The organism is Streptomyces sp. NPDC058955 (assembly GCF_042741435.1).
Lineage (GTDB): Bacteria > Actinomycetota > Actinomycetes > Streptomycetales > Streptomycetaceae > Streptomyces.
The window spans coordinates 40950-63391 of record NZ_JBHYKM010000031.1; the positions used below are offsets into that span (position 1 = coordinate 40950).

General features: G+C 71.1%; 21 protein-coding genes and 2 pseudogenes. 10 read left to right on the forward strand and 13 right to left on the reverse strand.

Annotated elements, in window-relative coordinates; genetic code table 11:
• Positions 1–54: 54 nt before the first annotated feature.
• Positions 55–1620, forward strand: a complete 1566-nt coding sequence (locus ACFW1I_RS15015) for an AMP-binding protein (protein ID WP_384669872.1) — start codon at positions 55–57, stop codon at positions 1618–1620.
• A 131-nt stretch (positions 1621–1751) separates the two neighbouring features.
• Here ACFW1I_RS15015 and ACFW1I_RS15020 read toward each other — a convergent pair whose 3' ends face one another.
• Positions 1752–2144, reverse strand: a complete 393-nt coding sequence (locus ACFW1I_RS15020; protein ID WP_384669873.1) for a winged helix-turn-helix transcriptional regulator — start codon at positions 2142–2144, stop codon at positions 1752–1754.
• A 65-nt stretch (positions 2145–2209) separates the two neighbouring features.
• Here ACFW1I_RS15020 and ACFW1I_RS15025 point away from each other — a divergent pair, with 65 nt between their 5' ends.
• Positions 2210–2917: an NADPH-dependent F420 reductase gene (locus ACFW1I_RS15025; RefSeq protein ID WP_384669875.1), complete on the forward strand. Its 708-nt coding sequence runs from the start codon at positions 2210–2212 to the stop codon at positions 2915–2917.
• 90 nt (positions 2918–3007) lie between these two features.
• Here the strand turns inward: ACFW1I_RS15025 and ACFW1I_RS15030 are convergent, their stop codons facing one another.
• The 3 genes from ACFW1I_RS15030 to ACFW1I_RS15040 form a co-directional block, all read right to left on the reverse strand.
• Positions 3008–3502 (reverse strand): hypothetical protein, encoded by a 495-nt coding sequence (locus ACFW1I_RS15030; RefSeq protein WP_384669876.1) that lies wholly within the window; start codon positions 3500–3502, stop codon positions 3008–3010.
• A 377-nt stretch (positions 3503–3879) separates the two neighbouring features.
• Positions 3880–4722: an NAD(P)H-binding protein gene (locus ACFW1I_RS15035; protein WP_384669878.1), complete on the reverse strand. Its 843-nt coding sequence runs from the start codon at positions 4720–4722 to the stop codon at positions 3880–3882.
• A gap of 71 nt (positions 4723–4793) precedes the next feature.
• Positions 4794–5978 (reverse strand): epoxide hydrolase family protein, encoded by a 1185-nt coding sequence (locus tag ACFW1I_RS15040; RefSeq protein ID WP_384669880.1) that lies wholly within the window; start codon positions 5976–5978, stop codon positions 4794–4796.
• Between the two features lie 62 nt (positions 5979–6040).
• Here ACFW1I_RS15040 and ACFW1I_RS15045 point away from each other — a divergent pair, with 62 nt between their 5' ends.
• The 5 genes from ACFW1I_RS15045 to ACFW1I_RS15065 all read left to right on the forward strand — a co-directional run bounded on the left by ACFW1I_RS15045 (position 6041) and on the right by ACFW1I_RS15065 (position 9914).
• The gene (locus ACFW1I_RS15045) at positions 6041–7015 is read left to right on the forward strand and encodes a helix-turn-helix transcriptional regulator (RefSeq protein WP_384669881.1); all 975 of its coding nucleotides are present in this window, start codon (positions 6041–6043) and stop codon (positions 7013–7015) included.
• A 145-nt stretch (positions 7016–7160) separates the two neighbouring features.
• Positions 7161–8150, forward strand: coding sequence for an alpha/beta fold hydrolase (locus ACFW1I_RS15050; protein WP_384669883.1), 990 nt, complete (start codon positions 7161–7163; stop codon positions 8148–8150).
• Positions 8151–8433: 283 nt separating this feature from the next.
• On the forward strand, positions 8434–8667 hold the full coding sequence (locus ACFW1I_RS15055) for a hypothetical protein (RefSeq protein ID WP_384669885.1): 234 nt from the start codon (positions 8434–8436) through the stop codon (positions 8665–8667).
• On the forward strand, positions 8667–8936 hold the full coding sequence (locus ACFW1I_RS15060) for a hypothetical protein (RefSeq protein WP_384669886.1): 270 nt from the start codon (positions 8667–8669) through the stop codon (positions 8934–8936). The genes ACFW1I_RS15055 and ACFW1I_RS15060 overlap by 1 nt, the downstream gene beginning before the upstream one ends.
• 198 nt (positions 8937–9134) lie before the next feature.
• A complete protein-coding gene (locus ACFW1I_RS15065) occupies positions 9135–9914 on the forward strand; it encodes an alpha/beta fold hydrolase (RefSeq protein ID WP_384669888.1) in 780 nt (259 codons plus the stop codon).
• 220 nt (positions 9915–10134) lie between these two features.
• Here the strand turns inward: ACFW1I_RS15065 and ACFW1I_RS15070 are convergent, their stop codons facing one another.
• Both ACFW1I_RS15070 and ACFW1I_RS15075 read right to left on the reverse strand, forming a co-directional pair.
• Positions 10135–11691: a hypothetical protein gene (locus ACFW1I_RS15070; RefSeq protein ID WP_384669889.1), complete on the reverse strand. Its 1557-nt coding sequence runs from the start codon at positions 11689–11691 to the stop codon at positions 10135–10137.
• A 240-nt stretch (positions 11692–11931) separates the two neighbouring features.
• Entirely contained in the window at positions 11932–12018 is an 87-nt protein-coding gene (locus ACFW1I_RS15075) for a putative leader peptide (RefSeq protein WP_350813881.1), read from the reverse strand.
• Between the two features lie 415 nt (positions 12019–12433).
• On the opposite strand from ACFW1I_RS15075, the pseudogene ACFW1I_RS15080 reads away from it, so the two are divergent.
• A pseudogene (locus tag ACFW1I_RS15080) lies at positions 12434–13567 on the forward strand (IS630 family transposase).
• A 52-nt stretch (positions 13568–13619) separates the two neighbouring features.
• Here the strand turns inward: ACFW1I_RS15080 and ACFW1I_RS15085 are convergent.
• The 3 genes from ACFW1I_RS15085 to ACFW1I_RS15095 form a co-directional block, all read right to left on the reverse strand.
• Positions 13620–14201 carry a hypothetical protein gene (locus tag ACFW1I_RS15085; protein WP_384669890.1) on the reverse strand — a complete coding sequence of 194 codons (582 nt, stop codon included), beginning with the start codon at positions 14199–14201 and terminating at the stop codon, positions 13620–13622.
• Between the two features lie 294 nt (positions 14202–14495).
• The gene (locus ACFW1I_RS15090) at positions 14496–14909 is read right to left on the reverse strand and encodes a MerR family transcriptional regulator (RefSeq protein WP_384669891.1); all 414 of its coding nucleotides are present in this window, start codon (positions 14907–14909) and stop codon (positions 14496–14498) included.
• 16 nt (positions 14910–14925) lie between these two features.
• Positions 14926–15927: an MDR family NADP-dependent oxidoreductase gene (locus ACFW1I_RS15095; RefSeq protein WP_384669893.1), complete on the reverse strand. Its 1002-nt coding sequence runs from the start codon at positions 15925–15927 to the stop codon at positions 14926–14928.
• Between the two features lie 573 nt (positions 15928–16500).
• On the opposite strand from ACFW1I_RS15095, the pseudogene ACFW1I_RS15100 reads away from it, so the two are divergent.
• Positions 16501–16590: pseudogene (locus tag ACFW1I_RS15100) on the forward strand (cobalt ABC transporter ATP-binding protein); the annotation flags it as partial.
• Positions 16591–16742: 152 nt separating this feature from the next.
• Positions 16743–17240 (forward strand): hypothetical protein, encoded by a 498-nt coding sequence (locus ACFW1I_RS15105; protein ID WP_384669894.1) that lies wholly within the window; start codon positions 16743–16745, stop codon positions 17238–17240.
• Between the two features lie 312 nt (positions 17241–17552).
• On the opposite strand, the gene ACFW1I_RS15110 is transcribed toward ACFW1I_RS15105, so the two are convergent.
• The 4 genes from ACFW1I_RS15110 to ACFW1I_RS15125 form a co-directional block, all read right to left on the reverse strand.
• On the reverse strand, positions 17553–17822 hold the full coding sequence (locus ACFW1I_RS15110; protein WP_384669896.1) for a hypothetical protein: 270 nt from the start codon (positions 17820–17822) through the stop codon (positions 17553–17555).
• Between the two features lie 1442 nt (positions 17823–19264).
• A complete protein-coding gene (locus tag ACFW1I_RS15115; RefSeq protein ID WP_384669897.1) occupies positions 19265–20074 on the reverse strand; it encodes an alpha/beta fold hydrolase in 810 nt (269 codons plus the stop codon).
• Between the two features lie 335 nt (positions 20075–20409).
• Positions 20410–21204: an alpha/beta fold hydrolase gene (locus ACFW1I_RS15120; protein ID WP_384669899.1), complete on the reverse strand. Its 795-nt coding sequence runs from the start codon at positions 21202–21204 to the stop codon at positions 20410–20412.
• Positions 21205–21240: 36 nt separating this feature from the next.
• Positions 21241–22374, reverse strand: coding sequence for an MFS transporter (locus ACFW1I_RS15125; protein ID WP_384669900.1), 1134 nt, complete (start codon positions 22372–22374; stop codon positions 21241–21243).
• Positions 22375–22442 lie beyond the last annotated feature (68 nt).

The following is a 22442-nucleotide window of genomic DNA, read 5'->3' on the forward strand; positions in this document are numbered from 1 at the left end:
TCGCCCACCTCTCACCCGCCCACCTCTTACTCGCCTACCTCTCAAGGGACACAGATGTCCGACCTCCGGCCCGAGACGGCCGCGACGACCGAGTCCACCGACCACGGCTTCGTCACCTACACGGACGCCATCCTCCACACCCTGGCGCGCGATCCCGCCCTGCCCGTGATCATCTGCCCTGACCGCCGGCAGATCACCGCGGGCGAGCTGCGCGACAGCGTCCACCGGCTGGCCCGCGAGCTGATCGCGCGCGGCGTCAGGCCCGGGCAGACCGTCTCCCTGCTCACCGGCAACACCCCCCAGGCGCTCGTCGCGCGCTACGCGGCCAACCTGGCCGGCGCGCGCGTGACACCCCTGTACGACGGGCTGAACGCGGACGCCCTGGCGCACCTGGTGGACGTCGCCGATACCGAGTTGCTGCTGGCCGACCCCACCCGGTACGCGGACCTGGACCGGCTGAAGCCGCTCCTCCACGTGCCGATGCTGGCGACGCTGGGCCCGCACCCGCACGCGGACGACATCTGCGCGGCGGCGGCCGGGCAGCCGTCGACGCCCGTCGCCGTGCCCGTCGAAGCCGACGACGACTGGTGCATCCGCCACACGGGCGGCACCACGACCGGGCTGCCCAAGAGCCTGCAGATGAAGCACGGTCCGTACCGCCGCACCCTTGACCACCTGTGCTCCCCCACGGGCGCCCCGCCCCGCTATCTGGCATGTACGCCGCTCACGCACATCGCGGGGCTCTGGGCGGACGTGGCGCTCCTCCAGGGCGGCTCCGTCGTCCTGCAGCCCGCCTTCGATCCCGGCGAAACCCTCGCGGCGATCGAACGCGAGCGGATCACCCGGCTGTTCCTCCTGCCGCCTCTCCTGCACCGGCTCCTCGACCATCCCGCGCTGCCCGCCACCGACACCTCCAGCGTCCGGCAGGTCACCTACGGCGGCAGCCCCGCGTCGACGGCCAGGCTGCGGCAGACCGAGAGCGTCTTCGGCAAGGTGCTGCAAAGCTGGTACGGACAGAACGAGACGCTCGGGCTCACCGAAGTCCTGCCCGAGGAACACGACCGCGTCGGCCGGCACGGGCAGATCACCGTCGGCCGCGCCATGCCCGGAGTCGAACTCCGCATCGTCGACCAGGACGGCAGCGCACTCCCGGCCGGCAGCGAAGGTGAGGTCCACGCCCGCGCGCACAGCGCCATGAACGGCTACTGGAAGCAGCCCGAGCTGACCGCCCGCGTGCTGCACGACGGCTGGGTGCGCACCGGCGACATCGGCTACCTCGACGACGACGGCTACCTCTTCCTCGCCGACCGGGGCCACGACACGATCACCGTCGACGGCACCCGGGTCTATCCCAGCGAGATCGAGGAGGTGCTGACGGCCCACCCCGCCGTCGCCCAGTGCGCCGTCTTCGGCATGCGGCAGGACGACGCCTTCGAGCGCGTCCACGCCGCCATCGTGCCCACCCGCGGTCACAGCGCCGACATCGACGAGCTGCGCCGCCTCGTCGCCGCCCGCAAGAGCGATCGCCATGTCCCCCACACGTTCCACGTCTTGAAGGCCATCCCGCTCAGCAGCATGGGCAAACCCGACAAGCACGCCCTCCGCCGGGCACTCTCCTGAGCGGCAGCCCCACAACGACCCGGTGTGTGCGGAGGTGGTCGACGGCGCGTCCTTCCACCTAAGGGAGATGCCGGTGCCGGCCTCGTGGCACAGGCCGGGCGCGCGCCCGCCGTTCGGTCGAGCCGCCGCGGTCAGTCCGCCGGGATTTCCCGACGAGCGGTGAAGCGGTCCTGGGAAGCCAGGACCGTGTCCGCGTGGTGGGCGGCCCAGGCGCCCATCGCGCGGATGGGAACCAGCAGGGCCGTGCCGGCCTCGGTGAGGGCATAGTCGACGCGCGGTGGCGCTTCGGAGTAACGGCGGCGTTCCACCAGGCCGTTGTACTCCAGCCGCCGCAGGGCGTCGTTGAGCACCTTGGGGCTGATCCCGCCGATCCGGTCCAGCAGCGCACGCGGGCGCATCGGGCCCTTCTCACCGAGGACGAAGACCACCACGCTGTCCCACCGGTTCGCCAGCACTTCGAAGGCGACTCGGGCCCGGCAGTCCGCAGCGAAGATGTCGCCCCCCAGCTCCTCACGCTCTCCCATGCGTCCCATCCTGCCCGGTCGATGCACACCGTGTGGTGCGTATCGACCCGCCTAGCGTCCAGGGCATGACGTCGGACGACACGAGCACGAAGAGGAGCAGGGGCATGCGCATCGGAATCCTCGGCACGGGATCCATGGCGACGGCGCTGGGCGGCGCCTGGGTGCGGGCCGGGCACCAGGTCCTGGTGGGCGGCCGGCACACGGCGGCCGCAGCCGAGACCGCGACCCGGATCGGAGCGGTCGGGCACGGCAGCCTCGCCGAGGCCGCGGCACACGGCGAGGCCGTCCTGATGGCACTACCGGCGGACACTGCGCCGCTACTGGCCAAGGAACTCGCCCCCCTTCTGGCCGGGCGGACGCTGCTCGACTGCACGGTACCCATGACGCCCGGCCCGGACGGGCCGTCGCTGACCACTACCGGCGGCGCGGACTCCATCGCCGCGCGCATCGCGACCGCCGCGCCGGACGCCGAGGTCGCCAAGGTCTTCGGCATCTGCCACGAGAGCATCTGGACCCTGCCCCGGCCCGCGTTCGAAGGCGCGCCCCTGGCCGTGCCGTTCTGCGCCGACACCCCCGCCGCGACCGACCTGACGACGGAGCTCATCACGTCGATGGGCGCTGCCCCACTGCACTGCGGCGGACTGTCCCGCGCCGCCCTCCTGGAGGCGACCGCGGTCTTCGCCGTCGGCGTGTGGTGGTCCGGCGGCGAGGCACGCCACGTCTTCCCCGCTCCGGCCCTGGCCCCCGGCGCGGTCGACGACGAACCCTCATGAGCCGCCCTACGGGTTCCACGGCGACCGGCTCCCCGGGTGATGCCTACGCGAAGGTGGCGTCGGCGCCCGGCGCCCACCGCTCGCCGGGGCCTACGGTGCTGTGGTGGTGTCGGAGCAGGGGGGTTCCACGAAGTGCTTGCCGATCTCCGTCTTCCAGTGGGCGGCGACGGACTCGGTTGTCGTGTCAGCGGGCACCGGGCGGGTGAAGCGGGCGATCCATGTGCCGGCCTCCGGGCCGAGGACGGACACCTCGTACCGGTTGCCGGGCTGGAGCTGGGCCGCCGAGTCCTTCGGCAGGCCGATCTCCGCTTCGTCGGGGAGCCGGCCCTTGTAGACGGCGAGGGTGCGGACCTTGAACGTCTGCAGGCCGACGTCGGTGCCCTTGGCCACGTACCGGCCCTGCTCGACGACGTCGACGAGGGCGAGGTTCTGGGCGCGGGCGGCCTCGGCAGCGTCCGTCAGCGTCGGCACGCACAGCGCCTCGACGTCGACCGGGTCGTCCTGGAGGTAGGCGTAGCCGCCTGCGCCCACCGCGGCCGCCAGCGCGAGGCCGACGGCCCCGGTCGCGAGCTTGTTCATGGTCATCGACCCACAGTTTCTTGTGGTTGGCCTTTTCGACGTCGTGGACCCAGGTGATCTCGTAGCCGGGCGACGACGTATCGCAGCCGATCCTTCGACGCACCCCGCGGCGTCTGCTTGCGCAAGCAGACGTCACGCAACGTACCGTATCGGTTACTCACGGGCATCCGGTGTGGATCTCGCATCAACGCCGAGGGCGCGCGGGAGCGCGCGGCCACCGCCCGGCCGGCACCGTCTCTTCAGCGCGATCACGTCGGCCCGTTCAGCAGCGGCTGACGGGCCGGCAGGGCTCTCCCCGACTTCCGTCGCCTCAGTGCCTAGGCCAGTGCCGTCTGCTCCGTCCAGACGGCTGGGGCGGTGGAATGCCGCCCCAGCCTCGTCGGTCAGCCGCCGAAGTCGGCCCGGTGATCCGCGGCCCACCGGGCGTAGGTCCGCGCGGGGTGGCCGGTGATCTGCTCGATGACGTCGTTGACGGGCGCGGGCTTGCCGACCGACTGCGCCATCAGGGAGAACAACGCGCCCAGGAACTCGGGGTCCATGAACTGGCTCATCTGCTCCAGCACAGGCTCCGGGTCGAGGTCCTCGATCGTGAGCGGGCGCCCGAGCGTCTCGCCGAGGATGCGGACCTGCTGTGTCTGGCTCAGCGACTCGGGCCCGGTCAGGTCGTACGCCCGCCCCGCGTGCCCGCCGCCGATCAGGATCCGCGCGGCCACCTCGGCGACGTCCCGCTCGTGCACGGCGCTGAAGGCCGCTTCGGCGTACGGCGCGCGAATGACGTCACCGCCCTGGAGCTGCATCGCGAACGTCAACGAGTTGACGGCCGGGAACAGCAGCCGCAGGAACGTCCACTCGATCCCGGACGCCTCGACGGCCCGCTCGACGTCGCGGTGGTACTGGGCGATCACGTCAGGCTGCCGCTCGGCACCCGGGACGACCGCCCCCGAGGACAGGAACACCAGCCGCTGCACCCCGGCCCGGCCCGCGGCCTCCAGCAGCGGAGCGACATCCATCCCGTACTGCAGGACCAGGAAGGCGGCCTCGACGCCGGCCAACGCCGCCGGCAGCGTCTCGGGCTTGGTCAGATCGGCCCGGACGACGTCGACTTCCCGCGGAAGCCCGGCCCGCTCCGGAGTACGGGTCAGCGCGCGCACCGGGGCACCCGCGGCGACCAGCTCCTCTACCGCCTGCCGTCCGAAGTGAGCCGTGGCGCCGATGACGAGATACATGGAAGTTCCCTTCGTGCTTGATACTTGGGGTCTGAGGGGGGAGGGGGAGGGGGCAGCCGACAGCCGGCGGATCAGCGAACCTTGCCGAAGAACTGCCGGATGTCGCCGACGAGCAGATCGGGGGCGTCGTGCGCGGCGAAGTGGCCGCCCCGGTCATAGACGTTCCACGAGAGGATGTTCGCGTGGTCGCGGTCGGCGAACGTCCGGATGGACTGGAAGTCCCAGGCGAAGTTGGCCAGGCCGAGGGGCACGGTGGTCGGCTCGGGCACGGAGGTGCCCCGGCCGTTCGACTTCTGCTGCACGGGAGCCGCCGCCGCGTCCTCGTAATAGAACCGGGCGGCCGAGGCGGCCGTGTTGGTCAGCCAGTAGATCATCACGTTGGTGAGCACGTAGTCCGGGTCGAGCGAAGCGCCGAGCAGCTGCGCGTGCCAGCCCAGCAGGCCGGCCGGAGAGTCGGCCAGGGCGTGCGCCAGATTCTGCGGCTCGGTGGACTGGAGCTTGTCGTACGCGCCCCGGTTCCGGGTGAACCACTCGGCGAACGCGAGCTTGCCGCGCTCCTCCTCGGAGAGACCGGCCAGCTCGGCGGGGTCACCTGACGGGAACGAGAAGACCTGCGTCACGTGCACGCCGCAGACACGCCCGGGGTCGACCCGGCCCACCTCGGGCGAGATCAGCGACCCGCCGTCGTTGCCGACCGCGCCGTACCGGTCGTACCCCAGCCGGCGCATCAGCTCGGCCCAGGCCCGGGCCACCCGGTACCGGTCCCAACCACGCTCCCGGGTCGGCCCGGAGAAGCCGAAGCCAGGCACCGACGGAATGACGAGGTGGAACGCGTCCGCCGGGTCGCCGCCGTGGGCCCGCGGATCGGTGAGCGGGCCGATCACGTCCAGCCACTCGACCACCGAGGTCGGCCAGCCGTGGGTCAGGATCAGCGGCGTCGCGTCCGGCTCCGGCGACCGCACGTGCAGGAAGTGGATGCCCTGGCCGTCGATCTCGGTGGTGAACTGCGGGTACGCGTTCAGCTTCGCCTCCCAGGCCCGCCAGTCGTAGCCGGTACGCCACCGCTCGACCAGCTGCTTGACGTAGCCCACCGGGACGCCGTACTCCCAACCCGGCGGCACCGGGCCGGCCGGCGCCGACTCGCCCGCGGGCAGTTCCTCCGCCCACCGGGTCCGCGCCAGCCGCTGCTGGAGATCGTCGAGGTCGGCCTGCGGGATGTCGATCCGGAACGGGGTGATCGTGCTGTCGTTCGTCATGGCATCAACATAGGATTCCTTTAGGCAAGATCCGTTCCTAATGAACCGGCAGACTCCGAAGAATGTTGGAAACCTCCGCGCGACTGCTGCGCCTGCTCTCACTCCTCCAGACGCCCCGCGACTGGACCGGCGCCGAACTGGCCGAACGGCTGACGGTCAGCACCCGCACCGTCCGCAACGACGTGGAACGCCTGCGCAACCTCGGCTACCCCGTTCACGGCACCCGGGGTGCGGTGGGCGGCTACCGACTCGGGGCCGGCGCCGCACTGCCACCCCTGCTGCTCGACGACGAAGAGGCGGTCGCGGTGGCGATCGGGCTCCGCACCGCCGCCGGGGGCACCATCACCGGGGTCGAGGAAACCTCGCTGCGCGCACTGGCCAAGCTGGAACAGGTGCTGCCGGCACGCCTCCGTCGTCGCGTCGACGCCCTCAAGCAGTACGCCGTGGCGGTGCCGCGAGACGACCTGGGCCCGCGAGTGGACGCCGACACCCTGAGCGCCCTCGCCGCGGCCTGTCGTGACCACGAGCGCCTGCGATTCGACTACCGGAGCCACGACGGCTCCGAGAGCCGACGCGAGGTCGAACCGTACCGGCTGGTCAACTGGGGACGTCGGTGGTACCTCGTCGGGTTCGACGTCGAGCGGAACGACTGGCGGACGTTCCGGGTGGACCGGCTTCACCCCCGCACCCCGACAGGTCCCCGATTCACCCCCCGCGATCTCCCCGAGGAAGCCGTCGACCAGGTGCGTCGGGGCGTGTCATCGGCAGGCTGGCGATACCGGGCCCACGTCGTCGTACACACATCGGCCGAGCAGCTGGCCGAGCGGATCAACCCCGCCATCGGCACCCTCACGTCCGTGGACGACACCAACTGTCTGCTGGACACCGGCGCGGACAGCGTCGAGGCGCTCGCCGTTCACCTCGGCCTGCTCGGCTTCGACTTCACCGTGACCGAACCCGCGGAACTGGTCGAACTGGTGCGGGCACTCGCCGACCGCTACCACCGGGCCACCGAGCCGCGGCCTCAGGACACCTGAGGATCCGCGTCCGCAGCACTTCTGTGCGTGTGGGGACAGCCGTGGCTGCCGAAGGTTGCCGGAATGGCAAGTCCGATCGCGCCGGACGGGTGCCGCGCCGCATGATCGGTGGGCAGCCGCGTCGCCGAGAAGCGAGGAGAAGCCCATGCAGCCCGAGCCGACCACCGAGCTCCGCCACCGTACCGTCGAGGCCCCGGCCGGACGTCTCCACCTGGTCGAGCAGGGCACCGGCCCGATGGTCCTGCTCGTGCACGGCTTCCCGGAGTCCTGGTACTCCTGGCGCCACCAGCTCCCGGCCCTTGCCGCGGCCGGCTACCGGGCGGTGGCGATCGACGTACGCGGCTACGGCCGCTCCTCCAGGCCGGAGGCGACCGAGGCCTACCGGATCCTCGACCTGGTGGAGGACAACGTCGCGGTCGTACGCGCCCTCGGCGAGGAGAGCGCGGTGGTCGTCGGCCACGACTGGGGCTCCAACATCGCCGCCACCTCCGCCCTGCTCCGTCCCGAGGTCTTCCGCGCCGTCGGCCTGCTGAGCGTCCCCTACGCGCCGCCGGGCGGTCCCCGCCCCACCGACATCTTCGGCCGGATCGGTGGTCCCGAGCAGGAGTTCTACGTCTCCTATTTCCAGGAGCCCGGCCGAGCCGAGGCGGAGATCGAGCCCGACGTCAGGGGCTGGCTCGCGGGCTTCTACGCAGCCCTGTCCGCGGACACCATGCCCACCGATGGCGAGCTGGACCCGCACTTCGTCACCCGAGGAGGCGGCCGGCTGCGCGACCGCTTCCCCACCGGGGCTCTCCCGGCCTGGCTGAGCGAGGACGATCTCGACGTGTACGCCGGGGAGTTCGAGCGCACGGGTCTGACCGGCGCGCTCAACCGCTACCGCAACATGGACCGCGACTGGGAAGACCTCGCCCCCCACCGCGGAGCCCCGATCAAGCAGCCGTCCCTGTTCGTCGGCGGCGCTCTGGACGCCTCCACCACCTGGATGTCCGACGCCATCGACGCCTACCCCACCACCCTCCCCGGCCTGTCGGCCTCCCACCTCCTGGACGGCTGCGGCCACTGGATCCAGCAGGAACGCCCCGACGAGGTCAACCGCCTGCTGACCGACTGGCTCGCCACCCTCCAGGGCTGAAGCAGGCCCCCCGCAGCAGCAGTCCGCGCACCGGCTCGGTGCCCGGTGTGGCAGCGGCGCCGGAGCCCCGTGCCCCCGTGTCCCCGTGTCCCCGTGGATGCCGGTCCCTCCACGCAGGGCGGCCCGGACCACGGAAAGGGTCCCCTGTTCCGAGAGGGCCCTCCCGCTGCTCGGGCAGTCGGCTTCGAGGAAGAGGCGGGTTCGGCCAGACCGGCTCCGGCGCCGCGGGCGCGGCGATACGGTGGTGAGCGACGTCCCGTTCCGCTCCTTCACGGAGGCATCGATGAGCGAGCAGCCGACCCCCGGCGGCACCGCACGGCAGCACCTGGACCCGGCGGCCGCCGACGCCGTACGGGCGTACGCGGCCCGGACCCGCGAGAGCGCCGACCAGTTCGCCTCGGTCCTGGAGGATCTTGCCACCAACGGGCTGCCCAGCGTCGATGAGTGCACGCCGTGGGAGGAGCTGCGCGAGAAGCACCTCGCCCGCCTCACCGCCCAGCGCCCGGCCGTCGCCTGATGCCGCCTCACGAGCGCCGGCGAGCCCGGATCGCGTTCTCCGACGCGGCCGCCAAGCAGCTCGAAGCGCTCACCGACGAGGCCGAGCTCCACGCGCTGGACCGCGCCCTGGTCGTCATCTCCGTCGACCCCGAGATCGGTGAGCCGATCCCCGGCGACACCACAGGCCCCCAACTCCTGCAGTACGCCGACGAGGTCGAGCGGGTACGCCTGCTGTACTTCGTCACCGCCCTGAAGACCGTTGTCGTCGTCGCCTACATCGAGGTCTAGCCCGTCCCGCCGGCGTCGGCCGTGCACCCCACGTCGCGGGTCGGATCCGGAACCGGCGGCAGGCAACCCGACACGGCCTCGCACCCCGTCAGTCAGGCAGTGTCTCCTCGGTCGGCTGCCGCTGCCCGTGGGCTGGCCGATGAGTTTCGCGGACCGTTACCGTCCACCCCCGCAGTGATCACGACGGAAGGTGGCGCGATGAGCTACGCAGAGGTCAACGGCCTGTCCCTGTACTTCGAGGAGCACGGCTCCGGCGAGCCCCTGATCCTGCTGCACGGCGGGCTGGGGGCCGGCGAGATGTTCGCGCCGCTGGTGCCGGCGCTGTCGGAGAGCCGCAGGGTGATCCTGGTTGATCTGCAGGGGCACGGGCGGACGGCGGACATCGACCGTCCGCTGCGCCCGGAGCTGATGGCGGACGACATCGCCGCTCTGATCAAGCACCTCGGACTGGAGGAGGCCGACCTGCTGGGCTACTCCACGGGGGCGGATGTCGCTCTGCGGACCGCGATTCAGCACCCGCAGGCGGTGCGCCGGCTCGTGGTCGTCTCCACGCCCTGCCGGCGGGACGGCTGGCACCCGGAAGTCGTTGCGATGATGGACCAGATGAGCGCCCAGTCAGCCGACATGATGAGGCAGTCCCCGGTCCACGAGCTCTACTCCCGGCTCGCGCCCCGGCCCGAGGACTGGCCTGTGCTGGTCGGCAAGACGGCCGAGCTCAAGCAGCAGCACTACGACTGGAGCGCGGAGGTCCCCGCCATCACGGCGCCCACCCTGCTCGTCTTCGGTGACGCCGACTCCATCCGTCCCGCGCACATGGTGGAGTTCCATGCCCTGCTCGGCGGCGGCTTGAGGGACGCCGGCTTCGACGGTTCGGGCCGCTCCAGCGCCCAGCTGGCCGTCCTGCCCGGCGCCGGCCACTACGACATCCTGAGCCACCCCCACCTGGCGGCCACCATCATGCGGTTCCTGGCGTCATGACCTGAGCCGGACGAGGAGCACGGCCTTGTGATCGCCCTTCTCCGGGATCACGCGCCGGATCCCGCGACGCCGCAGACACCTGCGGACGACGCCGTTGCCGTACGCCTCGTCAGCGCATGTGCGCCCGTACGTGCGCGTGGCGGCGGCTCGCCGGACTGTTCCCGGAGGAACCGTCCCCGGCCGCCGCCGACGTGCTCACCCTGATCCGCCACCAAGGGGGTCAGTTCGCGGTGATCCGCAGGACCCCCGTCACGGTTCCCTGGAGGTAGGCGCCGTCGGGGGCGACGGTCCCGGCCATCTGGAGCGTGTCGTACAGCGACCCGATGCCGACCTGGTGGGAGCGGACGACCCGCCCGGTGGCCGGGTCGATCTGTACGTAGCGGTACGGGTCGAGGAGGCTCGTGCCCTTCGTGCCGGGGATGACGGGGTCGCGTACCACGGTGTGCAGGGTGTTCGTGGCGGTGGACAGCTTCGGGACCGCCGCCGAGCGCAGGGCGTTGTCCCAGACGACCGCGCAGCCGGTGCCGTCGGGGCGGATGTCGACCCGGGTCAGGCCGCCGGCGAAGTCCGCCGAGGAGGGTTCGGAGGGGCCTGCGCCGTCCGGAAGCGCCGGATACGGGTAGCCGTAGGTGCCGGCGACGTAGACGCTGGTGCCGGCGCCGACGGGGGAGTTCTCGCTGCCGGGGCCGCCGGAGGCCACCAGCACGGGCGAGGAGCAGACCTCCGTCCCGTCCGCTGTGCGGTACACCTTCAGTCGGACGGTCGTGTCGGCGTTGTCGACGATCGCGACCCACTCGGTCCCGGAGGACGGGCCGAGGAACGTCGGGGTGGATCCGCTGCCCCAGCTCAGCAGCCCCGGCTTGCGGGCCCGCCCCCGGTCGTACGCCTGCCGCCAGACGATCCGGGGGACGCCGTCGTCGTCCGCCGTCAGCAGGTACGTGGCGTGGGTGCTGGTCACGGCGGTGCCCTCGGGCGCGGTGGAGATGCTGTTGGCGACCCGCTCCCCGGCGGGCAGCCGCAGCGACGTGACCTGCCCGGTGCGGTCGTCGGCGAGGCCGACCGTGCCGCCCCCCGTGGCGAACCAGACGCGGCCCCTCCAGTCCGGCGACAGGCCGGTCACCGCGTCGCCGTCGGGGACGGCGGCGGCCAGGGAGAGCCGCCGGTCGACCGAGAGGCGCCAGGCGCCGGATGCGTCCCTGCGGTGGCCGACGCGGAGGAGGCTGCGGCTGCCGTCCACGACGACCAGCCGGTACTCGTGGTCGAGGTAGGCGTAGACGCCACCGAGGAGCGAGCCCTTGGTCAGTTGGAGCGAGGTGAGGGACGCGCCGGTCGCCGGGTCCAGGAGGTGGACGGTCGGCACCTGCCCGAAGATCGGCGTGCACAGCACCACCGGGAGGCCGTCGGAGCCGACCAGGACGGTGGGGCAGGCCGAGGCGAGGGCCGCCCGCGTCGAGGACAGGGTGCCCGCACCGGGCCCGGCCAGCGGGGTGGTGTCGGAGGACCCGGTGTCCCCGTGCATGGTGGCCGTGCCGTCGGGGCCCGCGTACGGGTTGTGCGGTGGTACGGGTACGGGCACGGGTACGGAGGCGGTGGCCGCGATCGGAGACGCGTCGGCGGCGAGGGCTCCGGTGGGGACGGCGCCTGCGGGAAGGGCTCCGGTGGCGAGGGCTCCGGCGGCGAGTGCGAGCACGGAGAACAGCGCGGCGGCCGGGGTGCGGCGGCGGGCGCGGGGGCGTGTGCTGACGACGGGATGGGGGACGGGCAAGGGGGCGGGCATGACGAGGTCCTTCCGGGCGGCGGGGCTCGCACGGAGGCGAGCCGGGAGGGGCCGCGCGCACGGCGGGAGCCCCCGCGCCCGCAACCCGATCGCCCGGGCGTCGGGGCCTCAGGACGGCAAGGGGGAAGGGCGGGGAGCGTTGATGCGGGGGGAGAGCGGTGCGCGCGGGCGGCTCCGGCCGTGCGGACACGGCGGGCCGGTGGGACCGCGGCCGGGCGCGTCGGGGCGGGGCCGCGGGGGTCAGCGCGGAAGGCGACAGAGCGCGCCCGACGTCCGTACGAGATCGACGTGACGTCGGCGCGTGAACAGCGGGCGCCGTGGATGCATGGCTGTGAGGGAACCAGGTGCCCAGCGGCGGGGTCAAGGCTCTCCGCCGACTGTTCCACGGATCGGGACGGAGGGAGGAAGCGGGATCAACGGGGCGTAGTGTGCCCGGAGTTGGCGCGGCCGGGCCCTTTTTGGCGCTTCCGGGCCCTTTGGGGCCCGGCCCCATGCCGCCACACGCTACCGATAGGGCGTCTGGGCGCTGCCAACTGGTCGAGGCGGACCGTTCAGCGCCTTCTTACGCGTCCGCGCGGCTCCTGCCCACACCCAGATGACGCCGCGAACCGGACAGCGGCCCAGAAGCGGCCCCCTGATCGACGCTCACCTCTAGTGCCACATCAGACAGGTTCGCCCTGTTGTGACGTGACGCGCCGTTCGGATGCTGGTCCGGACGTCGCGGTGTCGCCAGGCTGTCCGGGTGGCAGAGCGAGTACGGGCTCGGGAGATCGATGATGACGAGGGCAGGCGGCTGCTGCGGTTCATCCGCAGGGGCACGGGATCGGTGGTGATCTGGCGGCCGGCTCAGGTGGTGCTGCTGTCCGCGCAAGGTATGTCCGTGGCGAGGATCGTCGAGGTGACGTTCACCAGCGCGGCCCGGGCTCGAGACGTGATCCATAACTTCAACGCCGACGGCTTCGATTCGCTCTACCCCAAGTACAAGGGCAGCCGGCCGAGGACCTTCGCCCTCCCCGAACGACGCGAGATCAAGAAGATCGCCAAGTCCAAGCCAGCCGAGCACGGATTGCCGCTTTCGACCTGGAGCCTGGCCAACCCGGCGGACTTCCTGGTCGCCGATTGGGGTGGTCGACGACATCAGTCACGAGGGCCTGCGCATCATGCTCCGCGAGGAGGGCGTGTCGTTTCAACGCATGAAGACCTGGCAGACCTCCCGTGACCCGGACTACGCCGCCAAGAAAGCCCGCGTCGGGCACCTCTACGCGCTCGCCGACGGCGAGGTCATACCCGAGGACGATGAGCCCGAAGTCGTCTTCTGCCTTGACGAGTTCGGCCCGCTCAATCTTCAGCCCCACCCCGGCCGGCAGTGGGCCGAACACAGCGCACGACACAAGGACCCGGACCGGGAGCCCCGGCCCCGCCGCCGGTCGACCTACACCCGCCCGCACGGGTTACGGCACCTGCTCGCCGCCTACGACCTGGGCGAGACAAGCTGTACGGCCACATCAAGCTGAAGAAGAACCGGACGAGGTTCCTGGAGTTCTGCCGCTACCTGCGCAGCATCTACCTGCCCAAGATGCGCATGGCGATCGTGCTCGACGACTTCTTCCCGCACCTGACCGCGAAGAAGGACACTCGGGTCGGAGAGTGGGTCACGGTGAACAACGTCGAGCTCGCCTACACCCGAACCAACAGTTCCTGGCTCAACCGCATTGAGGCCCAGTTCACTGCCCTGCTCTACTTCGCCCTGGACAGCACCGACCACGCCGGCCACAAGGAGCAGGGCAGCATGATCCGCCGCCACATCATCTGACGGAACAAGCACTCCTCTGACCAGTGCCATCGCAAGGTCGTGACCAGGGCGAACATCGCCTGAAGCGGGCCGTGTTCGCGTTCACGGCTGCGCTCAGGCAGCACCCCTCCTGGCATCACGTTGCCGGGGCCTGATCGGCAAGCCACCGCTTCACTTCGTGCCAGGCGGCCCGCTCTTCCGCCTTGGTGCCCCACCACCACCAGAAAGGCGAGTCGTCGGACGTCAACTCATCCCGCCACCAGTCGAGACTGTCAGCCAGGTGACGGCGGGCGACCGGTCCCGTCTCCGCCTCCCAGCGGGCGAGCCACGGGGCGGCCGAGGAACTCGCGGTCACGCAGCTCTCGAACACCGCACACGCCGAAATGGGCGGCGACTTCGTCCTCAGGGTCTGCGTCCACCATGCGTCCAGGAATCCGGTCACCGCCCTAGCCTGCTCATTGGGCCACCGCGACCAGCCTGCCGCGGCCAGTCCACGGACCATGAGATCGGACTCGGCCTCGCCCTCGGCGAGCATCACGACGAGCTGCGGCAGCACCCGACGGATGATGGCGGGCTGGTCGCCCCAGTGGAAAGGATCTTTCTGCGCGACCCGGCGGACGAGGTCCGCCGGGAGTGGGACGCCAGGCGTCCGCAGCAGCTCGACCTCGCCCTCATCGAAGCACCGGCCGCAGCCGGCCTCGTCCGCTTGGGCCGTCATGCCGCCGAAGGTCTTTGCGACCCTCGCTATCGCAGCGGCAAGAACACTGTCATCCGGAGAAGTCACCATGAATCCCGTCAAGACTCCAGCAGGCTGCCCCGGCCGAAGAGAGCGACGTTACCAGGCGACAACTCAGCCATCAGAACGGGGCGAACGTTGCCTGACGCGGCACTAGCTTGAGTTTCACCCCCGCCGGTTGGAACGCGCGGTGCTACCGCTCTCGGAGGGCGGTGACATCCGACGCCCTGCAGGGGTGGCAAGCCGGACCATGCACCACTGACGTGCGGAGAGAGTTCAGCACTCGGGCCCAGATGCAGGCACGCCGTCCTTATGGGAGGTCGGCGATGACCCTGGAGCGGCGGCGGCGAGGCTCTGCCGTAGGCGTGTCAGGCGCGCGATCTCCGCGTCCAGGGCGGCAAGACGATCGGCCACGACGCCACTGAACCCACCGGGGCGGCCGGTGCAGGCGGCCGACGGCTGCTCCTGAGCGAGGGCATCCAGTCGGTGGGCACGGCGGCGGAGGTCCTCCAGGGTGAGGCCCAGAGCCAGCAGGCTGCGGATGACGCGGATGCGGGCCACCTCGGCCACGCCGTATTCGCGTTGACCGGACGGAGTGCGTGGCGGAGGCGGAAGCAGGCCGCGCGCCTCGTACAGGCGCAGAGCGCGCGGGGTGGTTCCCGCGGCCTTCGCCGCCTCGCCGATCCGCATGTCCGCCCCGCTCTTTCTACAACTCCACGATGGTCGCTCCGAAGGAGCGGCCCGCGATCAGTTCGGGCAACGCGCCCGGAGCGTGCTTCATTCCGCGCACCAGGGTGTACGGGAACTCGATGTCGCCCGCCCGCAGCCAGTCCCCGAAGCGGGTCTCCCACTCCGCCTCGACGTCCGGGTGGTCCATGCCGTTGTAGCCGGCGATCGTCATGCCCCTGGTCAGCAACCGGAAGGTGTCGAGCACGACAGGCGCGCTCCCACCCGCCCGGTCCGGGGACAGTTGGCCGTCCAAGGCACCTACCAGGGCGATCCGGGCGCCGTGGCTCGCTGCGTGGACGGCGGCAGTGAGCTGTTCACCACCCACGGTGTCCAGGATGACGTCGATGCCGTCCGGCGCGACCTGCGCGAGTTGCCTGCCGAACGGGACCGAGCCGCGCAAGACGGTGGCGTCATAGCCGAGTTCCTGCTCCAGCCGCCGGGCCTTGTCCGGTGAACCCGTGCTGCCGACGACCCGCGTGGCGCCCAGCAGCCGGGCGATCTGACCCGCCATCGTGCCCACAGCACCGGCGGCGCCTGTCACGAAGACGGTGTCGCCCTCATGTACCCCGGTCAGCCGAGTAAGGGCGCCGTACGCCGCACCGCCTTGGGCGAGGTGCCCCACCGGATCGGGAAGGGTGTCATCCAGCAGCCTGCACTCGGCGGCGGCAGGCGTCGCGTACTCCCGCCAGCCCTGGAGGTGCAGCACCAGCCGTCCCTTCTCCAGGGGGCCGTCGAGCACCTCGCCGATCGCAGGGCCGAACAGGGCGTCACCGGGGTACAGCGGCGGCAGCGGGACATCGCGTGTCTCGCCCCCGATCAGGGTGCGCAAGCCCGGGAAGACGAGGAAATGTGTGTTGCGGACGCGCACCTGGCCGGTCTCCCGACGGGGGACCGGCGCTTGTACCAGGGCGAAGTCGTCCGGAGTCGGCAGTCCCTCGGGGCGGCGGAGGAGGCGTACGAGTTGGTGAGTCGGATTCATGGTCGGACGCTAAACCCTGCCCCATGGGTCAGGGGCAAGGCTCTGCGCCAAGACTTCCGTGGAAGCCGCCGCCGCGTTTACAGGGGGTGGCCGGTGACGAAGAGGGTCATGCCGCACCGAGTGCGGCCGGGTCGGCTCGGCCAGCGTGAGCCGCTCGCGGCGGGACCGGCCGCAGCGGTTCGGCCCACGCGGCCAGCGAAGACGGCAAGCGGACAGCGGCCCCGGCGGCCAGCGCGGCCCGCAGCACGCTGCGGCGCGTCGTACCCCCCTGCCAGTTGATCGGCGTGATGGTCATGGGCCCTCCTGTGGTGGCGGAGCGTCGACCGTGCCGCGAGGGCCAGTCCGTGGGCACGGGGAACACTGTCAGGAGCCCCTTCCACCCAGCATTGGCCCACACGGCGCCAACCGAGGGCCAGAGTCTAGGACGGCGGCCGGCCGCCAGGGCCCGTCCGTTTGGCGGCACGGGGCGAGAACGTCATCGGTCCGATCCAGCCCTGGCGGACGAGGGCGACCTGGGAGGGCAGCGGTGACACCGGGTCGCCAGAACCTGGCCCGGGCCGCTGACCGGATCGTCAGATCCTCGTCCTCGACGAGCCGTCTACCCATCCGGACCTGGCCTCGCGCCGCGAGCTCGTCGACATCCCGCGCTCCATGGACGTCACCGCTGACTATGGTCCGACCGGCTGGATGTGCCGGTGGTTCACGCCGGGGTGCTCCGCGCGCCGACGGAGTCGAGGTTATGAAGGGAATCGAACGGAATCGGATGGAAGTTCGCTATCCGAATATTCCCGAACATCAACCCCAGGAGTTGCAAGATGCGCCCCATCAGAGCGGCCGGCCTCGGCACGGCCACGCTGGTCACCCTCCTCGCCTTCACCCCCGTCGCGGCCGGCGCGACGGACGCCGACGCTGCCGAGACCGGGGGCAAAACCCGGACCCTTACGTACCTGGCCGAGGCGCAGCAGGTGACCCGCTTCCCTGTCACCCTCGGCACTGTCTCGCAGGGCGACCGGGTCGTCGTCCGCTCGGACCTCTTCGACGAGGCGCACAACAAGGTCGGCGAGACCCACGGCTCCTGCACCACCACCCGCGGCGGCGCCGACGAAGCGGAGCAGTGCCTCGTGACCTACGTCCTCCCGGACGGCCAGCTCACCACGCAGGGGGTGTACTTCAACTACATCGACCAGGGTCCCTTCGACGCCGCGATCACCGGCGGCACCGGGAAGTACGACAAGGCGCGCGGCTCGGTCCACTCCGAGACGATCGACACGGACCCGAAGGTCGTGAGGCGCTTGACGATCCACCTCGCCTGACGGACCCCAACGTCCACCTGGCCCCCGGAATCCGGCCTTCTCCCTCGCGTCGCAGCATGGGAGACGGTCGTACGAAAGGAACTGCGGGTCAGGGGGACGTCCGGGGCGGCTCACCCTCCAGTAGTTGCTGGCCTTTCGATCTCGACGGGTGGGCTTTGAACGGAAGACTCGATCGGAGATCGCGGCTGGCTGCGAGTCTGGGAACAGGGAGGAGGCGATTCTCGGTGGACACCGTGACTTCCAGGGGGCGGTCAGTTTGAGTGAACCCCGGAGTTGGGTCTGAAGTCCGTGGTTTCGTCTCGGGATGTCGTGTCATGGCCGCCTGCCCATGCGGGCCCTGGCCTCTTTGAGGTGGCTCGGGCGGCTGCTCAGCCGCAGCTGAGGGCCTGCGTAGCCGGCTCCGACGACTGTGATCACGGAGCCGATCGCCGGCCAGTCTGCGGGGTTGACATCATCGTCGTCGATATAGACGCGGTCGACCACGCCGCTCTCCCCGGACGGGATCTGGACCCTGAGCCCGTAGTGCATGTGGCGGATCACGGCTCCGTCGCTCACGGACCACTTCGACAAGCGCTCGGCCATGGCACAAGTCTGCCAGCCGGCGAGGGGAGGGGGAACTGATCGTCCGTGAGGCCTAGCGTTGTGTACCAGAGCCGCAGCGCTGCACACGGTCACCGCCGCCCGGTGCGCCGCTGGTCCGCGTACGCCCCCCGACGTCGGCACGGCGGCAGGATCGGCGAGCTCGGTGAGCGCGTGGACGCAGGCGCGCATCCGGTTCGGGCGGTCCATCCCGGGGGCCGTGTCCGTACTCGCCATGGCCGTCCGCTACTTACCGCCGTGCTCACCACTGCAGGTCAGGACTCTGCTGCGAAGCAGCCCTCAGCGCCTTTCCGCGGGGCTGGCGGACGGGGAGGGACGAATGGCGGCGAGTCTGGTCAGGGAGCTGGGCGAGGCGGGAGAGTGCGCATGCCCGTGATCGGAAGCCGGGAACGGAGCACCCGGCAAGGGGAGAGCACAGCCAAGAGAGGCGGCGTAGTGCGGGGGCGTGTAGCAGTCGGAGCGGCGTTCCCGGAAGTCCTGGTGAATGCAGCCCACCATGGTGAGTTCGGCCCTGGATCTGGGAGACCACACCCCTGGCTTTCCAGGTGAATGGTCCTGCTGATAGGGAGCTGATAGGTGTTCGGGCCGTGCTTGACCAAGGGGTGGGGGAGCGGTGCGGCCGGTGGTTCCGGCCGCCCGGTGCCCCGCCCATGAGGCACTTCGGTGGCTGTCCAGGACGAGCGCGTGGAGCGGCTCGGTCGGGAGCCAGTGCCGTATCAGAGGACGTTCGCCGTCGCTGGCGGCGTGCTCGGGAGGTGAGGCCGATCTGGGACCGGAAGCGGAACCACAGGCGCTTGCGTCTCCATGCCGCCTCGGTCGCGAGACTGTCGACGCGCCCCCCTCCCCGGCTGGTGAGCTTCAACCACCAAACGGCGGCGACCTCTGGATCAAGCAACGGGCAGGCGCTCTTCCGTCGGTGAAGGGCATCCGCTGCGATGGTGAACCGCTCGTCCCACGACGTTGGCGGCGCGCAGCCTTTCCTCGGTTCGCCAGGTGTAGCGGCCCCGGACGTCCTCCAGGGTGAGCACCGTCCCGCTGCGGTCGGTCGACGTGCCGGACGCTGCAACCGCCAGGGCCGGTGACAGCGACAACCGGATCCGTAGGTGCCCGATCCCCGCCGGACGCCGGCCGCCTGGCCTCCGAGCCGGAGGTCGCGCGGTGCCAGTCCAACGACCGTACTGCCGTATCCGCGGCCGACTGTGGGCTTCGTGGCCAAGGCTGTCTCCGTCGCTCGGGTCCACGAACGCAGTGCCTGAGGGGTGCGCGGCCATCGCGATGTCCGCGTGTGCCGGAGCACGTTGGCGGAGCCCAGCCGCGCTGACCCCTGGCAGCCGCCCCGGCCTTCCCGGGCACGGCGCCCTCCACCGACGCCCAGTCAGGTGATGATGCGGTGGACTCCACAGCACCAGGCTGGGCGACGGGTTTCAGTGGGCCATCGCTGCGAAGCGCAGCAGCAACTCGCTGGTCGCCTTCGGCGCTTCGAGCATGGGGAAGTGCCCGACGTCGGGCAGCTGCTCGACTCGCGCGTTCGGCACCGTGTCGTAGTGGTGCGCAGAAGACGGATCCCAGCGAGGGTCGGCAGCGCCGAAGATCACCAGAACGGGGACGTCGAGTGCGGCCAGACGCGCGGGTACGCTCCTGTCGGCGATGTACGCAGTGTTGTGGCGCAGCACCGTCCTGAACGTGCGGTAGCCGATGCCCCGTACGTCGGCGACCAGGTCGTCCGGAACCTCCACCGGGCGGTGGCACACCGCGGTCACCCCCCGGCGGAGCATCGCGTCGGAACGGATTCTCCAGACGAGCGGGCCGAGCGGCGGGTCGATCAGGACCCGAAGGAAGGCAGGCTGCGGAAGGAGGGCGTCGGGACTCGGACCACTGCTGATCAGCGCGAGCGCGCCCACCAGGTCAGGGCGCTGTTCGGCGAGGGCGGTGGCGATGTACCCGCCGCTGGAGTGCCCGACCACGGTGACCGGACGAAGGTCGAGCTCATCGAGCGCCTCGGCCAGCCTGGCTGCCTGCTCAGTCACGTCGTACGACGGTGCGGGCGGGGACTGACCGTGGCCCGGGAGGTCGATGCGGATGACGTGATACCGGCTGGCCAGTGCCGGGATTATCGGGCCCCAGGAGCTGCCCGAGGCCCCCGATCCGTGGATGAGCACCAGCGGCGGAGCCTCCCGCGGGCCGTCGTGGACCATGTGCATCCCGTGCACTTGCTTGCCGTCGTAGATAGCCATGCTCGGGAGGATGCCGGGGCTACCGGTCCTCGGTCTTGTACAAATGTCGTCACGGGGCCGAACACCGCCAGGACTGCCGTGTCCACGGCGAGCGGAACTTGTGCGAAAGCCGACCCGTTCGAAGGCGGCAGTCAGCGGCAGTCAGCGGCAGTCAGCGGCAGTCAGCGGCAGTCAGCGGCAGTCAGCGGCAGTCAGCGGCAGTCAGCGGCAGTCAGCGGCAGTCAGCGGTTCATTGGGCGCGCCCCCGCTCTGTCGTCAAAGGATCCTTCGAAGACAGAGCGGGGGACGGCGGCGTCACAGTGGAGGGCGCGGCGCCCTCAGTCGGCCATCGGCCGTCAGGTGTGGTCGCGGCGGAGGAAGTCGCGGATGAGGGCGCCCCATTGTGCGGGCTGCTCGACGAACGGGAGGTGCCCGGTGGTGATCTCGGCGTAGTGGCTGTTGGGGATGGCTTCGGCGAGCTGCCGGTGGTGGTGCGGGGTGACGAGCTGATCGAGCGTGGTGGAGATGACGAGGGTCGGCACGCTCAGCGTGGCGAGGTCGGCCCGGACGTCGACGTGGTCGATGAGCAGGTCGAGGTGCTCGGGTGTGCCGGGCGGGATGGTGGCTGCGGTGGTCTTCAGGGCGGTGTCCAGGTCGTCCTGGCCGATGGCGTCGAGGACGGGTGCGCTGAGTCCGATCAACGAGACGAAGGCGGCCAGTTGCTCCAGATTTCCTGCGCGCAGCAGGTCGCGCCAGAGTTCGGCGGCGAGGAGGAGGCGCGGGTTGGGGTGGGCGAAGCCGGCGGTCAGGACGAGGGCGGTGACGCGGTCGGGATGACGGGTGGCGGCCCGGATGGCGATCGGGGTGCCGAGCGAGTAGCCGGCGATGGCGAAGGTGTCCTGACCCTCTTCGACGGCGGTGGCGACCAGTTCGTCGGCGAGGCCGTTGAGGGTGAGCGGAGCCGTGGCGCGTTCGGTGCGGCCGGTGCCGGGGTAGTCGGGGCCGATCACGGTGTGCTGGGCGGCCAGGGTGTCCATGATAGGGCCGTAGTTGGCGTCGATGCCGCCGCCGGCACCGTGGGCCAGGAGCAGGCCGGGGCCGCTGCCGCGCACGATGCGGCCGAGGCGGGAGGTCGGCAGAGCAGGGGACATGCTTGTTCTTCTCCTTCAGGTTCCAGCAGTGGGTGATCACTGCCTGCTGGTGCGGTGGTGGCGGGCGGTCGCGGCGGCGATGAGCACGGCGCCGCCTGCGAGCAGACCGCCGATCCAGGGCAGATCGGTCAGGGTGAGGCCGGCGGTCAGGGCATGGCCGCCGAGCTGGGAGCCCCCGGCAACGCCGAGGTTGAAAGCGGAGGCGCTGATCGCCGTGACCAGGGTGGGTGCGGCAGGGGCAGCGGCCAGCGTTCGGTCCTGCAGCAGCGGGATGAGGGCGGCCGCGATCACCCCGAGGGCCAGTACGGTGACGGCGGCCGTCCACCGGATCCGGCTGGTGAAGCTGAACACGGCGAGTGCGGCGGCCAGGCCGGCCAGCAGGACGCACAGCCCGGCCCAGGGGGCGTGATCGGCCAGGCGGCCGCCGAGAAGGTTGCCACCGACCGCACCCAGCCCGAACAGGGCGAGCAGGGTGGTGACGGCGGACGGGGTGAAGCCGCTGACCTGCTGCAACAAGGGTGCGATGTAGGTGTAGGCGGTGAACAGCCCGCCCTGTGCGACCACGATGATCGCCAGGACCAAGGCCACCCGGGGCCGGAGCAGACCCCGCACCTCGCCCCCCGGACGAGCTGCCTCGTGCGCCGTCGGAGGGCGGACGAGGGCGGCCACGCCGCAGAGCACGAGCGCGGCGAGGGTTGCGATGGCCCCGAAGGTGGTCCGCCAGCCGAAGTGGTCACCGATCCAGGTGCCCAGTGGTGCGCCGAGCACCGTGGCCAGATTCCAGCCGGCCGTCACCACGGCGACGGCGCGGCCGCGGCGGGCCGCGGGCACCATGTCGACGGCGATCACCATCGCCGTCGCGAAGGCTGTACTGTGCGCCAGCGCGGTCAGCATCCGGGCCGCCACCAGGAGGTTGAAGCTGCCCGCCAGGGCTGCTGCAAGGTTGCCGGCGACGAATATTCCCAGCAGCACCAGCAGGGTCGGGCGCCGCGCCAGTTGCAGCATCCCCACCGTCACCAGCGGCCCTGCGATGGTGACGACCAAGGCGTACCAGGTCACCAGGGACCCGACCGCGGGCAGTGGACGATGCCAGTCGGCCGACAGCTGCGGCAGCAGCCCGACCATGACCCACTCGGCGGTTCCCACGACGAAGACGCACGCGGTCAGCACCGCAAGCGCAGCGCTGCGGCGCCATACAGGTGGGCAGGGAGCTCCGGTCGCCGGGGGTGCCGTTCTGG